This window comes from Pontibacter actiniarum, from assembly GCF_003585765.1.
Lineage (GTDB): Bacteria > Bacteroidota > Bacteroidia > Cytophagales > Hymenobacteraceae > Pontibacter > Pontibacter actiniarum.
The window spans coordinates 2624130-2638736 of record NZ_CP021235.1 but is presented as its reverse complement, the minus strand read 5'-3'; the positions used below and the strand labels follow the sequence as shown (position 1 = coordinate 2638736).

Annotated in this window: 10 protein-coding genes; 9 read left to right on the top strand and 1 reads right to left on the bottom strand. The window is 50.5% G+C overall.

Annotation, left to right across the window (positions count from 1 at the left end; genetic code table 11):
* Positions 1 to 207: 207 nt before the first annotated feature.
* The 4 genes from CA264_RS11435 (at position 208) to CA264_RS11415 (ending at position 5254) form a co-directional block, all read left to right on the top strand.
* Positions 208 to 531, top strand: a complete 324-nt coding sequence (locus CA264_RS11435; RefSeq protein WP_025607266.1) for a hypothetical protein — start codon at positions 208 to 210, stop codon at positions 529 to 531.
* A 469-nt stretch (positions 532 to 1000) separates the two neighbouring features.
* Positions 1001 to 2530, top strand: a complete 1530-nt coding sequence (locus tag CA264_RS11430) for a hypothetical protein (RefSeq protein ID WP_025607264.1) — start codon at positions 1001 to 1003, stop codon at positions 2528 to 2530.
* A gap of 1100 nt (positions 2531 to 3630) precedes the next feature.
* Positions 3631 to 4470, top strand: coding sequence for a hypothetical protein (locus CA264_RS11420; RefSeq protein WP_162912079.1), 840 nt, complete (start codon positions 3631 to 3633; stop codon positions 4468 to 4470).
* Positions 4471 to 4747: 277 nt separating this feature from the next.
* Positions 4748 to 5254, top strand: a complete 507-nt coding sequence (locus CA264_RS11415) for a hypothetical protein (protein WP_025607258.1) — start codon at positions 4748 to 4750, stop codon at positions 5252 to 5254.
* A 58-nt stretch (positions 5255 to 5312) separates the two neighbouring features.
* Here CA264_RS11415 and CA264_RS11410 read toward each other — a convergent pair whose 3' ends face one another.
* Complete coding sequence (locus CA264_RS11410; protein ID WP_025607256.1) at positions 5313 to 5546, bottom strand: hypothetical protein; 234 nt, start codon at positions 5544 to 5546, stop codon at positions 5313 to 5315.
* A 358-nt stretch (positions 5547 to 5904) separates the two neighbouring features.
* Between CA264_RS11410 and CA264_RS11405 the strand changes: the two genes are divergently transcribed.
* From CA264_RS11405 to CA264_RS11385, 5 genes are all read left to right on the top strand, one after another.
* The gene (locus tag CA264_RS11405; RefSeq protein ID WP_025607255.1) at positions 5905 to 7548 is read left to right on the top strand and encodes a glycerol-3-phosphate dehydrogenase/oxidase; all 1644 of its coding nucleotides are present in this window, start codon (positions 5905 to 5907) and stop codon (positions 7546 to 7548) included.
* Positions 7549 to 7563: 15 nt separating this feature from the next.
* A complete protein-coding gene (gene glpK / locus CA264_RS11400; protein ID WP_025607253.1) occupies positions 7564 to 9048 on the top strand; it encodes a glycerol kinase GlpK in 1485 nt (494 codons plus the stop codon).
* A gap of 30 nt (positions 9049 to 9078) precedes the next feature.
* Positions 9079 to 9810: an MIP/aquaporin family protein gene (locus CA264_RS11395; RefSeq protein ID WP_025607251.1), complete on the top strand. Its 732-nt coding sequence runs from the start codon at positions 9079 to 9081 to the stop codon at positions 9808 to 9810.
* 194 nt (positions 9811 to 10004) lie between these two features.
* Positions 10005 to 11348 carry a glycerol-3-phosphate transporter gene (glpT, locus tag CA264_RS11390; protein WP_025607249.1) on the top strand — a complete coding sequence of 448 codons (1344 nt, stop codon included), beginning with the start codon at positions 10005 to 10007 and terminating at the stop codon, positions 11346 to 11348.
* A gap of 22 nt (positions 11349 to 11370) precedes the next feature.
* Positions 11371 to 14601 (top strand): SusC/RagA family TonB-linked outer membrane protein, encoded by a 3231-nt coding sequence (locus CA264_RS11385; RefSeq protein ID WP_071784589.1) that lies wholly within the window; start codon positions 11371 to 11373, stop codon positions 14599 to 14601.
* The last annotated feature ends 6 nt before the right edge of the window (positions 14602 to 14607 follow it).

The window sequence follows — 14607 nt, the reverse complement described above, 5'->3', positions numbered from 1 at the left end:
GTGGGATTAGTGTAAGTGGAGCTAACACTGGTAGCATAAAAGTAGCCTTGTTAGAGCTAGTAGCTTATTGCGCGGAAAACTACAGAATTGAATATATTGGAGGACCTAAAGATGCTAACTGAAGGAGCTGCCCTGGTAAAGGAGGACAAGAATAGAGAAAAAGCAGACATCCCTGCCAATGAGTGAAACTGTAGCTAAAGATAGTTTATGATAAAGCAAGTAGGTTTAGCCGTGTTGTTGATGACCATGATTCTCTATAACGTTGGGCCAAGAATTATCCATTCATCTAATCAGGAAAGAACACCTTCAGTTGTAATAGAATCTAATAAAGACCTATATTATGAGCTTGCTGATGAAGTAATGGAAGGAGCAGCGGATGCTGAAAAGAAAAAGGAGCAAGTTGATTCATTGTACCTGTGGTTCCATGTCAGAGGAATCAACATGGATGATGGGGATGAAGCAGTTGGTATAATGAACAAGTGGAGGATGTTGTGGAACCAAAATCGTGAAAACTATTCTTCAACGTATTAAGCCAAGGTTTTTTGCAGGTGTTTGAGGGACAGGAAGTTTTGATTTTTTAGGCACTACGAAAGGCTGTTTTAGACTTGGTCTCCGAGCAGCATGAGTTTAAAATGGAAGTAGTAGCTTTCCTGAAGGATAAAGGCCTTAACTATCATCAGGAGCCGATTCCTGAATCGGTTAAAGTAGAAACAAAGGAGAAGTACCCTGGTAGTTGGGAGACTTATACAGAGAAAGATTGGTTTAGCTTTTGTTGATGCGGCTGTCCTAACCAAGAAGTGTTTGTGCTAGTAAAGCTGAAGCCTACACAGGCAAGAATCCCAGAAGAACGCACAGAACAGTAACAGCTTCAACTATATCTTCCTAAATTGTTGCTGAAATGAAGACAAGCGGCCCAGAGCTGCCTATGAGAGAAACAAACAGGCCCTTACTTAAACGGGCTTTGTATGATCAACTATAAAACAACTTAATACTTAAAAGCATGAAAAAACTTCTACTCTTACTGTTTCTTCCTTTTACCCTTTGTGCCCAGTCTTATGATGCGCAGCTCGGGGATATGCTGAAAGGAAACGAGCTCCGGGAAAAATTCGCCGAGCCTCCCAGCCGCCTGCAGCTGAAGTATGGCTCCACTGCGGGGAAGTTCTCCTTCTTCGACGTGAAGAACAAAATAGCCTACCAGGGCTTCAGCACCGGGGCCGGTAAGGCCCTGCAGATCGGGGAGTTCAAGGATTACGTCAACTTCTCCGAAACCAGGTTCCTGACCTCCGAAATGGAAGTCAGCGAAAACCAGAAGGTCTTCATCCACGGCTTTGTGAGCGCCAGCAATAAGTTCTATGTGCTGTATTCGGTGAGCGATAAGGAGAAGAACAAAGAGTTTGTGTACGTCAACGAGCTTAGCTCCAAAATGAAAGCCCTGGGCACACCGCTGCTCCTGACTACTTTTGATGAGAAGAAAAGCTACAGCTCGCCCATCTATTTTACCTCTTCCCCTGATAAAAAGTCCTACGCCATCGTGCGGGAGTATACCGACAGGGGCGCGGCGGATCGTATCGAGGTGAAGGCTTTCAGCCAGCACTTCGCTGAACTCTACAAAACCTCCATCGACGTGGCCTCTATGGAAGATCACCTGGTACTGACGGATGTAGCCATTGGCAACGACAGGAGATTATACCTCTACGGGCAGGTGGACCCGCGTGCCAAGCGGCTCATCGTTATGGCCGGCGCGAAAAACAAAGCCATCCCGCTGGTGATGACCTATGACTCTAAATCCCAGAAAATAAAGCAGGTGCAGGTAGGGGAGCCGGGCATCAAGGAGTACTACGACAGCAGGTTCTTCCTCACACCTGACAATGAGCCGGTGGTGGTGTCGGTGTACAACGCCGGTAGAAAAGTGGGCTATAGAGTGAGCCACCTGGAGAAGGGGATGAGCTACAGCGGCCTGCTGACGCCAACGTCGGAGAAGCTAGCCAAAAAGTACGGCGGCAAAGGCCTGTTTTTGACGGTTAAGAATTTGCAGCGGTTGCACTCCGGGGAATATATCTTTTCGTTGGAATGTAACTTCATCAAAACCACCAAGTACAGCAGCTATCCTGTTTCGGGGCCTGTTATCTTTGTGGGGCTGAACCAGCAGTTGGACAGGCTTTGGGAAAACACGCTTTACAAAGGGCAGCTGACGAGAGATGGTAGAGCAAACTCCCATCGCAGCTTTGCCACTAGTTCCGGGCTGCTGGTGATCTACAATGAGAACTTCGAGAACCTGTCGTTGGAGCCTTCTGGCGCAAAGGCCGGCAATTTAATTAAGCAGCAGCAGGCTATGCCCGTTGCCCTCGAGATAAACGCCAGTGGAGAGATGAAGCGCTACCCGCTGTTCAAGGAGCAGGATATGCTGGGTTTCACGCTGGACATGAACCACTTCATTGAAATCGAGAAGGGGCAGTACCAGCTCAGGATCTTCAGAGACCCCAGACTGAAACAGTACGAAACAGCCTACGGTAAGCTAGAACTGAACTAGGGCACACCTGTCATTAAAAAAGACGCGTAGGAGAGGGGGGAACTACCTGTATATAAGGTTTATTTCTTATACTGTCTGCGCGGCTATAGTTCTTATAGTTATCTTTTTTTTGGTATTTGCAGAACTTCAGTGGTAGTACAGTAGTGTTTTCCTTGGTCTTTTCGGCTTTATATGTGATCTTCTACACAAGTCGAAGGAAAAGTAAAATCTTATAACTACATCTCTAAGTTGGCTACGCCGCTATACAGCCAAGTCCATTCGTGAAATCTATACCCAAAAAAGAAGATAAACAAGCTCTTAACTAGCCATAAACGGCTGCTTTGGCTGTTAGTGTTTCTTTTGTTTCCACTAGGTAGCTATGCCGAAGGTGGTGTAAAAGCAATTAGTTTTTTAGCAGAGCTGTTCGTGTACCTAATTTGGGCTTTGGCCCTCATCTCTTTACTACTAGCTTTGATCTGGGGAAAGAAGCAGTCTGAAGCAAGGGTTATCGTCTACTTAATTTGTGGTTTTTCATTTTTGATCTGGGGATTTAGTTCATTTTTACTTGGCGGAGCACTAGGTACATCTTATAACTTAGCTAACTTAGTTTCATTTGGAATAATTGTGATGACAAGAGTTAGAAAAGAGAGGAAAATGCCATCTAATCATACCTGAAGTTACTGTGGCGCCTTTTAACAGACCTATTAGATCATTTTCTTAAAGCCATTGCCCTAGAATAAAGGCATCACCAGCCTATGTATATACTGTTGTACATTTACACAATTTTGTTTCTATCGTTTCTAGGTTCGGCTTTTGGGACGTTTATTAACCTGATTCTCTACTACATCTTTGAAAGTGTAGATGTTGAAAGTACATTGAGCCTTTATACCCATACAAAAAACACATTTTTAGTTGCATGGCTAGCTAACCTGGTGCTGTTTATCATCATGATCTGGTATTCTATAGGTACTCGTAAATTCGAAATGGTTGTTGGCCTAGGAGGGCAGGTTGTATTTTGTGTGGTAACTTCTATAATCACCTTTATTAACTACAGATGGCTTAGAGAACCGATACAGTTTGAAGAGTAACTCCAACGTAACCTGAAGAATATCATTAACTGCGTGAAAACATCACTTACAGCCTTGATTGTGCTATGCACAGTGTTCAGTTTAAGAGCACAAAGCTTATTTTCAGTTCTTCATTTGAATGAAGAAACAACTGTGCACAGTGGTGTGCCAAAACAAATAGTGGAGGTTAGAACGTTCTACAACTCTAACGGGGTTGAAATAAAACAAGACATCACAGAGTATGATAGCTTGGGCTTGCCTACTTCGCTACAGGTTCTGGATGAGAGAAAACAAGTAGTTTCAATCGCCACCTTCAAGCACGATAAAGTTAGAAGAGTTGTACTAGAGAAGAGTCTGAATCAGCTCAATGTAAGATTTCCCTCTAATAAAGTCCGCACTACTTATGAGTACGATACCCTCGGGCATTTACTTAAAATTGCCTACTATAACCAGGAAGGAACCGTTGTTAAGGAAGTACACTTAAAGAACAACGCTATAGGTTTACCAACAGAGTTCAGGCTGTATGAGCCACCGGGGAATCTAATCGGAGTAGAACTTGGCTCGTATGTGCCGCATGAAAATATGGCTCTTGTGAGTGTCGCGAACAGTAAAGGAGAAGTTATGTCTATTGATACCATGATGATTAGCTTTAAGGACGCCCACAAATTCAGTTACCCCAGCACTTCAAAGTATAACGCGTACGGAGATGTGATTTCCTCACAGAGCAGATGGTCTAATGGAAGCATCCACTATAAAGAGTACGAGTATAAGTATGACAGCCAGGGCAACTGGGTTGAGCAGCGGGCTTATGAGGTAACTCATAAAAAGAACGGCAAGAAGAAACGAGACCTGAAGTCGCTGTTTAGAAGGGATATGACCTACTGGAAAGGATAGCAGAACTGCCACGGTGTGTAACGATGAACAGTATCGTCAGAAATGCACCTCGCGTTAAAAGCCAGAGCCCATCACTAGCTCTGGCTTTTTTGCTTTCTACACTTCCATCATCCCTTCCCACCCCCGCATTCCCTACACTCTGCTGCTGGCGGGCTTTCTATTTTAGAGTGGAAATATTTAATTAAAATATACAGTATATTCATTAGCGCATTTCAGTTCGCCTCCCTATTTTGAGTGTTTAAATGGACAGACTTTACCCAAAAATAAACAAGCTACAATGAAAACAATTTTAGGCATAGCCATTGGAATAATAGCAGTTGTTTGGGTGATAGTTAGAGTGTTTGGTGCTTATAATTCCAATGCTATATTATCTAATGAAGCTTCTTTTGAGGTGTTGGTTGATAGCAACTCTTTTGATGCAGATGAGTTTTTTGGACTGCCAGAAGGTACCTTTGACCCTGAAAAGCACATTTTAATTTGCAAACTGCCAGTGGAAACTGAAGGGTTTAGACCAAGTCATGTAAGTGTCAGAACTGACATAGAAAATATTGCATGTAATACTAAAGTTGAGAAAGGGCAGTACATACAATATCAGCCTTATGAACTGAAAGATTCAAAGTTTGAGTTGTTGATGGTGCATAAAAACGCTAATCTAATTGCTCTTAACTCTCCTGTAGGAAGTAGGCTTATTTTAGCGAAGAAAAGTTTACGGTACGATTATTCGAAAGGGAGGCTTAACCGCTTATTAATTTCTAAGAGCGGATTAATGGAATACTGTAACTAAAATTTAACACACACAACCTATAGCTGTTCAGGTCATTGTTTACAAATAATCAGAACAGCTACCTACCGTCATACCAACTAAAGCCAGAGCCACCACTACTCTGGCTTTTCTGTTCTAAATCTCCAACATCCTTTACCTCCACGTTGCCCACACCCTTCTGCTTCAACTCAATATCCCCTACACCTTTGTACTTGATTGCCCTGCTGTTGGCGTTTCGGACCAACACCCGGGTAGGAGAGAGCGGGCGAACCGGAACTCCCTCCCCAAGTATAAGCGTGGTATCATAAAGCATGGCCGAGAGGCTAAAGCAGGAAGCAGTAGCTTTGCCTCCTGCTTCGATCTATATACATTGCCCATCAGCGCACGGCTAAAGAGTAACTTGTTCACAAAGCCCGCCGCACTGTCTCCTAGAGGGCCTTTTCCTAACTTGGCTTTCTTATCTTACGCTGATTGTATACCCTTCTAACAATATTTCGGTTTGTTTCTCTTTGCATGGGTGCGTTCAGGAAGATGCTTGTTGGTTGGCTATGTGCTTGAATTGAGGTAACATCCTATTAAATAAAAAATATGCTTTTTTGTTTGATTTTTATTTTGTTTCGTTTACATTTAAATATCGAAACAATAAGTAATTAAAGATAAGTATCTGACAAGTGGATGGAAATAAAAAGAACTATACCGCGTCTGCCTTTAACCGTGCTGCGCTAAAGCAGGAGTTGGCACTGGAGGGGCAGGTGTGGGATGTCATAGTAATAGGAGGGGGGGCTACCGGATTGGGAGTAGGTGTCGACGCTGCGTCGAGAGGCTTTCGGACGCTGCTCCTGGAGCAGTCTGACTTTGCAAAAGGAACCTCCAGCAGGAGTACAAAGCTGGTGCATGGCGGTGTGCGCTACCTGGCACAGGGTGATGTAAGCCTGGTTTTCGAAGCCTTGCGCGAAAGGGGGCTGCTGATTCAGAACGCACCGCACCTGGTGCACAGGCAGCCCTTCGTTATTCCTAGCTACAGTTGGTGGAACAAGATGTTCTACGGCATAGGGCTCAACGTGTATGATTGGATGGCGGGGCGCTACCGCTTGGAGAAAACCTCTTTCCTGAGCAAAGCGGCCGTTACGCGGCTCTTGCCAAACGTGAGAAAAGAAGGCCTTGCCGGGGGAATTATGTATTATGACGGGCAGTTTGACGACGCCAGGCTGGCTGTAAACCTGGCGCAGACCTGTGTGGAGCAGGGTGGAGTGGCGCTTAACTATATGAAAGTCGATGGCCTGCTGAAGGACGGAAGCGGGAAAGTGGCCGGCGTTCAGGTGCACGATGTGGAAAGCGGAGAGGCTTATGAGCTGAAGGCAAAGGTGGTGGTAAACGCAACCGGTGTGTTTGTGAACGAAGTGTTGCAGATGGATGCCCCTAAGCAGCAGCCGCTGGTAAGGCCGAGCCAGGGAGTGCACGTGGTCATAGACCGCTCCTTTCTGAAGGGGGATAATGCGCTGATGCTTCCAAAGACTCCGGACGGACGCGTGTTGTTCGCTGTGCCATGGCATGGGCACGTGCTGTTAGGAACAACAGATACACCACTGGATGAGCATAGCCTGGAGCCAAGGGCGCTGGAGCAGGAAATTGACTTTATCCTGCAGACGGCCGGGCAGTACCTGGAGCAAAAACCGACACGGCAGGATGTGTTAAGCGTGTTTGCCGGGCTGCGCCCCTTAGCGGCCCCAACAAAAAATTCTGGCAGTACGAAAGAGATTTCCAGAAGCCATAAACTTATCGTGGCCGCATCCGGCTTAATTACCATAACAGGCGGTAAATGGACCACTTACCGCAAAATGGCAGAGGATACTGTAGATAAGGCCATTGCCCTCGCAGGCTTGCCTTTCAGACCATGCAATACCGAAGGCTTACAAATACATGGGGCTATAAATGAAAAAAGTAATATATTGAAACCCCTTAGCATCTATGGCGCAGACGCCAGGGGAGTGGAAGAGCTCGTGCAGCAGCAGCCGGGCCTGGGCAGGCCCTTGCACAAAAAGTTTTCGCACATACAGGCGGAGGTGGTTTGGGCAGCGCGCCATGAGATGGCCAGAACAGTGGAGGATGTGCTGGCCCGGAGGCTGCGGGTCCTGTTTCTAGATGCGAAGGCGGCCATTGACATGGCGCCGCAGGTGGCTGAGCTCATGGCAACGGAGCTGGGGCATGATGCAGCATGGCAACAGGACCAGGTGCGCGTCTTTACCCAGCTTGCGGGGCAGTACCTGTTAGAGCCCTACAGTAAAGCAACACCTGCAGCGGTTGATCAGATTTAATTTAACATAGCATCTATGCAGAAGTATATACTCGCCTTTGACCAGGGTACTACTAGCTCCCGCGCTATCATATTTGACAAGGGAGGGAGCCCTGTTTCAGTTGCCCAGAAAGAGTTTTCGCAGCACTACCCCCAGCCGGGTTGGGTAGAGCACAACCCCAACGAAATCTGGTCTACCCAGGTGGGGGTGGCGGCTGAGGCGATACTTCAGGCGGGGCTTCAGGCAAAGGATATACAGGCAATCGGGATTACCAACCAGCGCGAAACAACGCTGGTGTGGGACCGGCGAACGGGAGAGGTGGTCTACAACGCCATTGTCTGGCAAGACCGCAGAACCTCCGGGCACTGCGACCAACTGAAGGCGGACGGCTACGAGGGCGTTATCAGGGAGAAGACAGGCTTGGTGATCGACGCCTATTTCTCTGCCACTAAAATCAGCTGGATACTCGATAACGTACCAGGCGCCCGAGCAAGGGCCGAAGCCGGCCAGTTACTTTTCGGTACGGTGGATACCTGGCTCATCTGGAAGATGACGGACGGTAAAAAGCACGTAACCGACGTGACCAACGCCTCCCGCACCCTGCTTTACAACATTCACTCCCTAACATGGGACAGCGAGCTTCTGCAGCTCTTTAACATCCCCGCCAGCATGCTACCCGAGGTAAAGGCTTCCAGTGAGGTGGTCGGCCATACATCGGGCTCCCTTTTCTCCACTCAGATTCCTATTGCCGGTATTGCCGGAGACCAGCAAGCCGCGCTTTTCGGGCAAATGTGCACTAAGCCGGGCATGGTTAAAAATACATACGGCACGGGGTGCTTTATGCTGATGAACATAGGGGAGACCCCTATCATTTCCAGCCACAGGCTGGTAACCACCGTTGCCTGGAAAATCGGAGACCAGGTGCATTATGCCTTAGAGGGAAGCATCTTTATCGCGGGTGCGGTCGTGCAGTGGCTGCGTGATGGCCTTGGTGTTATTTCCTCCTCTGAGGAGGTGGAGCAGCTGGCGAAAAAGGCCACCGGCAGCGACGGCGTGTACTTAGTGCCTGCCTTTGTAGGCCTGGGCGCCCCGCACTGGGACCAGCATGCACGTGGCACCATGGTCGGGATGACCCGCGGAACGACTGCGGCCCACATTGCCAGGGCTGCGCTGGAAAGCATTGCCTACCAGACCTATGAAGTGCTGAAAGCCATGGAGGCCGACGCAGGCATTACCATCAAAGAACTGCGGGTAGATGGCGGCGCAACGGCAAACGACCTGCTCATGCAGTTTCAGGCCGATATCCTGGCTGCCCGTGTGGTGAAGCCAGAGGTAACAGAGGTAACGGCTATCGGGGCGGCTTACCTGGCGGGGCTGGCCACCGGCTTCTGGACCAGTGTCGAGGACATTCAGCAGCAGTGGAGTGTGAGCAGGTGTTACGAACCGGACGGCAGCCTGCCAGTCGAGAGCCTGTTAAACGGTTGGGAGCGGGCAGTGAAAGCAGCAAAGGCCTGGGTGTAATCTTCAAGAACCAAAGCAACAGCAACGAAAATGACAGCATTTACAGCGGAGCTTATAGGCACCATGCTTTTGATTTTGCTAGGCAACGGTGTTGTCGCCAATGTGGTCCTGAAAGGCACAAAAGGAAACAACAGCGGATGGATCGTGATTACTACCGGCTGGGCGCTGTCTGTGTTTACCGGGGTCGTGATTGCCGGGCCCTACAGTGGAGCCCACCTGAACCCAGCTGTGACGCTTGCGCTGGCACTTGCCGGCAAGTTTGGCTGGCACCTGGTGGGGGGCTACGTTTTGGCGCAGTTGTTAGGAGCTATGCTGGGGGCTTTCCTGGTCTGGCTGCTCTACCGCCCACATTTCGATGCTACAGAAGATGCTTTCAGCCAGTTGGCTGTCTTTTGCACGGGGCCTGCCATCAGGCACCGCTTCTCCAATATATTTAGCGAAGCACTGGGCACCTTCGTGCTCATCTTCGTCATCTTTTACTTTACAAACCCGGAGCTGGGAGAGCAGAAGACACCTATCGGTATGGGGTCTTTGGGGGCTATACCGGTGGCTTTTCTGGTTTGGGCGATTGGTTTGTCGCTTGGAGGTACCACCGGTTATGCCATTAACCCTGCCCGGGACCTTGGCCCCAGGGTGATCCATGCGCTGATGCCGATCAAAAACAAGTGCCACAGTGACTGGGGCTATGCCTGGGTGCCGGTGGCGGGGCCGCTGATGGGGGCAGGCGTTGCCGCTTTGCTCTACCTGGCCCTGAATGTATGATTTTTACAGGAGCGTGACGCGCTCCTGAGCGCCTGCTGCCCGGCAGAAGGTCAGGGGTGCTAACATAGCCAGTACGCGTGCTGAGGTGCGCACGCAGGCCAACATGTGTTTTACAAGGAAAGTGATTCATCACTTTCAAAATAGAAGAAAAGAACGATCGACTTTTTTACCACTTATTATCTGTACAGCCGCTTATGAACATTATTTCACCTGCACGCCATGCCGACCGGCTCCCGCTAGAGCGGATTGACCCTGAGTATAAGCGCCTGCGCTTCCAGGTATTTTTGGGCATTTTCATCGGTTATGCCGGCTATTACCTAGTGCGCAAGAACTTCTCGCTCGTAATGCCGGACCTGATTGAGCAAGGCTACTCTAAGGCTGACCTGGGTATTGCACTTTCAGGGGTGTCTGTCGCCTATGGACTGAGCAAGTTTCTGATGGGCAACTTGTCCGACAGGAGCAACGCAAGGGTGTTTCTGAGTGTGGGGCTTGTGCTGTCGGCGCTTACCATGATCGTTATGGGCGTTGTGCCGGTTGCCACCAGCTCTATCGCCATCATGTTTACGCTACTGTTCCTGAACGGCTGGTTCCAGGGGATGGGCTGGCCGCCTTGTGGCAGGGTAATGGTGCACTGGTTCTCAACCAAGGAACGGGGAACGAAGATGTCTGTCTGGAACATCGCCCACAACGTGGGGGGCGGCCTTGTTGGCCCGCTGGCCATTGCGGCTGTGGCCCTGTTCGGTACCTGGGAAAGCAAGCTGTACTTTCCCGGCATTATCGCGCTGCTTTCTGCCATGATTGCCTATATGCTGGTCCGGGACACACCGCAGTCGTGCGGGTTGCCGACCATAGAGGAGTATAAAAACGACTATCCGAAGAACTACACCACGGATCACGAAAAAGAGCTGTCGGCCAGGCAAATCCTGTTCGACTACGTGCTTACGAGCCGCGTGCTGTGGTACATCGCTTTTGCCAACGCTTTTGTTTACCTGGTTCGCTACGGCATCCTGGACTGGGCTCCCACTTACCTGGAGGAGGCGAAGGGCTTCTCGGTGAAGGAGACGGGCTGGGCCTACTTTGCCTATGAGTACGCGGGCATACCCGGCACGCTGCTCTGCGGATGGATCAGCGATAAAGTGTTTGGCGGCCGACGTGCCCCTGCCACAATTATCTACATGGTGCTTGTGCTTCTTGCGGTACTGGTTTACTGGAAGAACCCTGCCGGAAACATCTGGGTGGATAACGCCGCGCTGATTGCCATAGGGTTCCTGATTTACGGGCCTGTGATGCTGATAGGGGTGCAAGCGCTTGACCTTGTGCCAAAAAAGGCAGCCGGAACAGCCGCAGGTCTTACAGGCCTGTTCGGCTACATGGGGGGAGCCCTCTTTGCCAATATCGCCATGGGCTTTGTAGTTGATGCGTGGGGCTGGGACGGTGGTTTCATCGTGCTGGTGGCTGCCTGTATACTTGCCATCTTCTTTACGGCCCTTACCTGGAACAAAGAAGTGACACAAACCAACCTAAATAAAACCAACTAATTAAAGCTCTAAATCTAGCCGTATGAAAAAACATTTACCTCTTTCCCTAAAGGGCAGGCACCCCCTTAGCAGAGCAGCGCTGCTCTCCCTGTGCCTCTGTCTTACCGGCCCGTCGCTGATGGCTGGCCCGGAGGAGGCCTTTGTACTGGAGCAGGCGGTGCAGGCCGAGAAAATAGCCGTTGAAGGCCGTGTGGTGGATAGTGAAGACGGTAGCCCGCTGCCCGGTGTGTCCATTGCCGCAAACGGAAAGCCTGTGGGCGTAACTAACCTGGAGGGCCATTTCAAGCTGGACGTGGAAAAAGGGGCCAAGCTTTCCTTTACCTACATCGGCTACAGACCGACTAGTGTAACCGTTAACCAGCCGGAGGCGAACCTGTCCGTTCAGCTGGAGACCGATAACCAGCAGCTGTCGGAGGTAGTGGTAACGGCGCTGGGTATTAAGCGGGAGGAGAAGTCGCTTGGCTATGCGTTAACAAAGGTGAGTGGGGATGAGATCAGTAAAACAGCCCCTACCAACTGGATGAACGGCTTGGCCGGTAAAGTGCCCGGCTTAAACATGACCTCCGCCGGGGCTGGCCCGGGCGGTTCTGTCAGACTTGTGCTGCGTGGCCAGAACTCGCTGGACATGAGCAAGGGCGAGGCGCTGATTGTGGTAGACGGGGTGCCAATTAACGGCGGCGCGCAAGGCAACAGCGGGCAGGGGTATATGAGCGACGAGTCCTCTGTAGACTACGGAAACGGGGCGAGCGACATTAACCCGGAGGACATTGAGAGTGTTTCGGTGCTTCGGGGAGCCTCTGCAACCGCTCTTTACGGTTCCAGGGCCGGTGCCGGTGCCATTGTCATTACAACCAAGTCGGGTCAGAAAAAGAAGGGCCTGGGCATCACCGTGTCTTCGAGCGCGGCGATTGACGACGTGCTGCGCTGGCCAGACTACCAGTCTGAGTACGGCCAGGGGCAGCGCTCTGAGGCAAAGCACTATTACTATTCCTACGGAAAAACAGAGGATGGCGCCAGTAACATCAGCACGCACACCTGGGGGCCGAAGTTTGATGGCCAGCTGTACTACCAGTACGATCCTGTTACAAACCAGGTGGGCGCTGAGAGAACGCCGTGGGTAGGAGACGAGAACTACATCAAAGACTTCTTCAGAACCGGTACCACCTTCACGAACTCGGTATCCCTGAGAGGCGGCGACGAGAAGAACAGCTACAGCCTGTCGTTCACGGATCTTCGCAACAAGTACATCATTCCTAACACAGGTTTTAACAGAAACAGTGTTGCCCTGTCGTCTTCGCACGACCTGAACAAGTTCCAGATCAACACCAAGATCAACTACTATAACAAGAACAGCGATAACCTGCCGCTGGCAGGCTACAGCAGCAGGTCGTTTATGTACGCCATGATCTGGACGCACCCGAACATTCCGGTTGACTGGTACCGCAACTATTGGGAGCCGGGAGAGGAAGGCCTGGTGCAGAACAACCAACTGAACGGCAACCTCGACAACCCTTTCTTCAGCCTGTATGAAAACCTGAACACGGTAGACAAGAAGCGTATCTTCGGTAACCTGTCGGTTACCTACAGCTTTAACGACAAGCTGAGCCTGATGCTACGCTCCGGCCTGGACATGGACGACGAACTGAGAACCTCACGCCGTGCGGTAAGCAGTGTGGCCTCTCCTAACGGCTGGTACAAAGAGCAGGTGACCGGTACTACCGAGATCAACAACGACTTCATGCTGAAGTATGACGAGAAGCTGGGCGATAAGATCGGCCTCTCTTTAACCGTGGGTGGCAACAACATGTCTCGGAAGTGGAAGAACAACACCGCCATTGCCGAGCGCCTGAACTTCCCCGGCATTTACAAGCTGGCTAACTCCCAGGACAGGCCTTACATCAGCAACAAAAGGTATGAGAAAGAGCTGAACAGCTTGTACGGGCTGGCGCAGTTCAGCTACGGTTCCAAAATATTTGTGGACGTAACTGGCAGAAATGACTGGTCCAGCACGCTGCCTTCCGGTAACAACTCCTATTTCTATCCTTCTGTTAACACCAGCTTTGTGCTGTCAGAGTTGTTCGACTTCTCTTCCATCGGCCTGCTCAACTCGCTGTCCTTTGCAAAGCTGAGGGCCTCTATTGCTCAGGTGGGTAACGACACAGATCCGTTCCAGACACAGCGCTACTACTCAGCAAACGAAATCGGGGGTAGCTATACCAACCCGACCGTGCTGCCGAACCTCGACCTGAAGCCGGAGATGATTACAAGCCGCGAGGTTGGCCTGGACGTTCGCTTCTTCAGCAACCGAATCGGGCTGGATGTTACCTACTACAACTCCGACACCAAAAACCAGATCATTGCCGTGCCTACGGACCCTGCCAGCGGCTACTACAGCAGAATGTTCAATGCCGGCCTGATCAACAACTCAGGATGGGAGATTGGGTTTAACGCCATCCCGGTTGACAATGCGGCCTTCAAATGGAACACGTACGCAACCTGGTCTAAGAACAAGAACGAGGTGGTGGAACTGGCAGAGGGCGTGGAGACAATCATCCTTTCGCAGGGCCCAAGAGGCTATGTGCAGGCCACGGTGGGTGGTACCATCGGAGACATTTATGGCGCGGGTCTGGCCAGAACGCCGGACGGGCAGGTGATCTATGATGAATCAGGCTACCCTGTTCTGGATAACGAACTGAAGTACCAGGGTTCCTCCATTCCGGACTGGAAAGCCAGCTGGGGTAACCAGTTTACCTACAAAAACCTGAGCTTCAGCTTCCTGTTCGACGGGCAGCTTGGCGGCAAAGTATACTCTCTTACCCACTCCATGCTCGCCTACAGCGGTAAGCTGAAGAAGACGATACCGGGCCGCTATGACGGGCTGATCGGAGAGGGAGTGCAGGTAAACGCTGACGGAAGCTACCGCCCTAACGATGTTCGGACCAAAGACATCAGCTTCTACTACAACGCCCTTTACCAGCGCGATAACGTGGAGATGAACACCTTTGACACGTCCTTTATCAAGCTACGGGAAGCACGCTTGCAGTTCGCGTTGCCGAAGCGATGGTTCAGAGCAAACATCCTGCAGAATGCCACGGTGAGCGTGTACGGCAGAAACCTGCTCCTGTTCACAGACTTCCCTTCGTTTGACCCGGAGGTGGCCACGTTAAACGACGGCCGCATTGAGCCAGGCTTTGAGACAGCCCAGCTGCCTTCTACCCGCACTTTCGGAACAAATCTAACGCTCTCATTCTAACCCTGA

What these genes read in the sequence shown, in the direction of transcription:
- CA264_RS11395 (WP_025607251.1), top strand. Translation starts at nt 9,079, where the DNA reads ATGACAGCATTTACAGCGGAGCTTATAGGCACCATGCTTTTGATTTTG.
- CA264_RS11415 (WP_025607258.1), top strand. Translation starts at nt 4,748, where the DNA reads ATGAAAACAATTTTAGGCATAGCCATTGGAATAATAGCAGTTGTTTGG.
- glpK (WP_025607253.1), top strand. Translation starts at nt 7,564, where the DNA reads ATGCAGAAGTATATACTCGCCTTTGACCAGGGTACTACTAGCTCCCGC.
- glpT (WP_025607249.1), top strand. Translation starts at nt 10,005, where the DNA reads ATGAACATTATTTCACCTGCACGCCATGCCGACCGGCTCCCGCTAGAG.
- CA264_RS11410 (WP_025607256.1), bottom strand. Translation starts at nt 5,546, where the DNA reads ATGCTTTATGATACCACGCTTATACTTGGGGAGGGAGTTCCGGTTCGC.
- CA264_RS11430 (WP_025607264.1), top strand. Translation starts at nt 1,001, where the DNA reads ATGAAAAAACTTCTACTCTTACTGTTTCTTCCTTTTACCCTTTGTGCC.
- CA264_RS11435 (WP_025607266.1), top strand. Translation starts at nt 208, where the DNA reads ATGATAAAGCAAGTAGGTTTAGCCGTGTTGTTGATGACCATGATTCTC.
- CA264_RS11385 (WP_071784589.1), top strand. Translation starts at nt 11,371, where the DNA reads ATGAAAAAACATTTACCTCTTTCCCTAAAGGGCAGGCACCCCCTTAGC.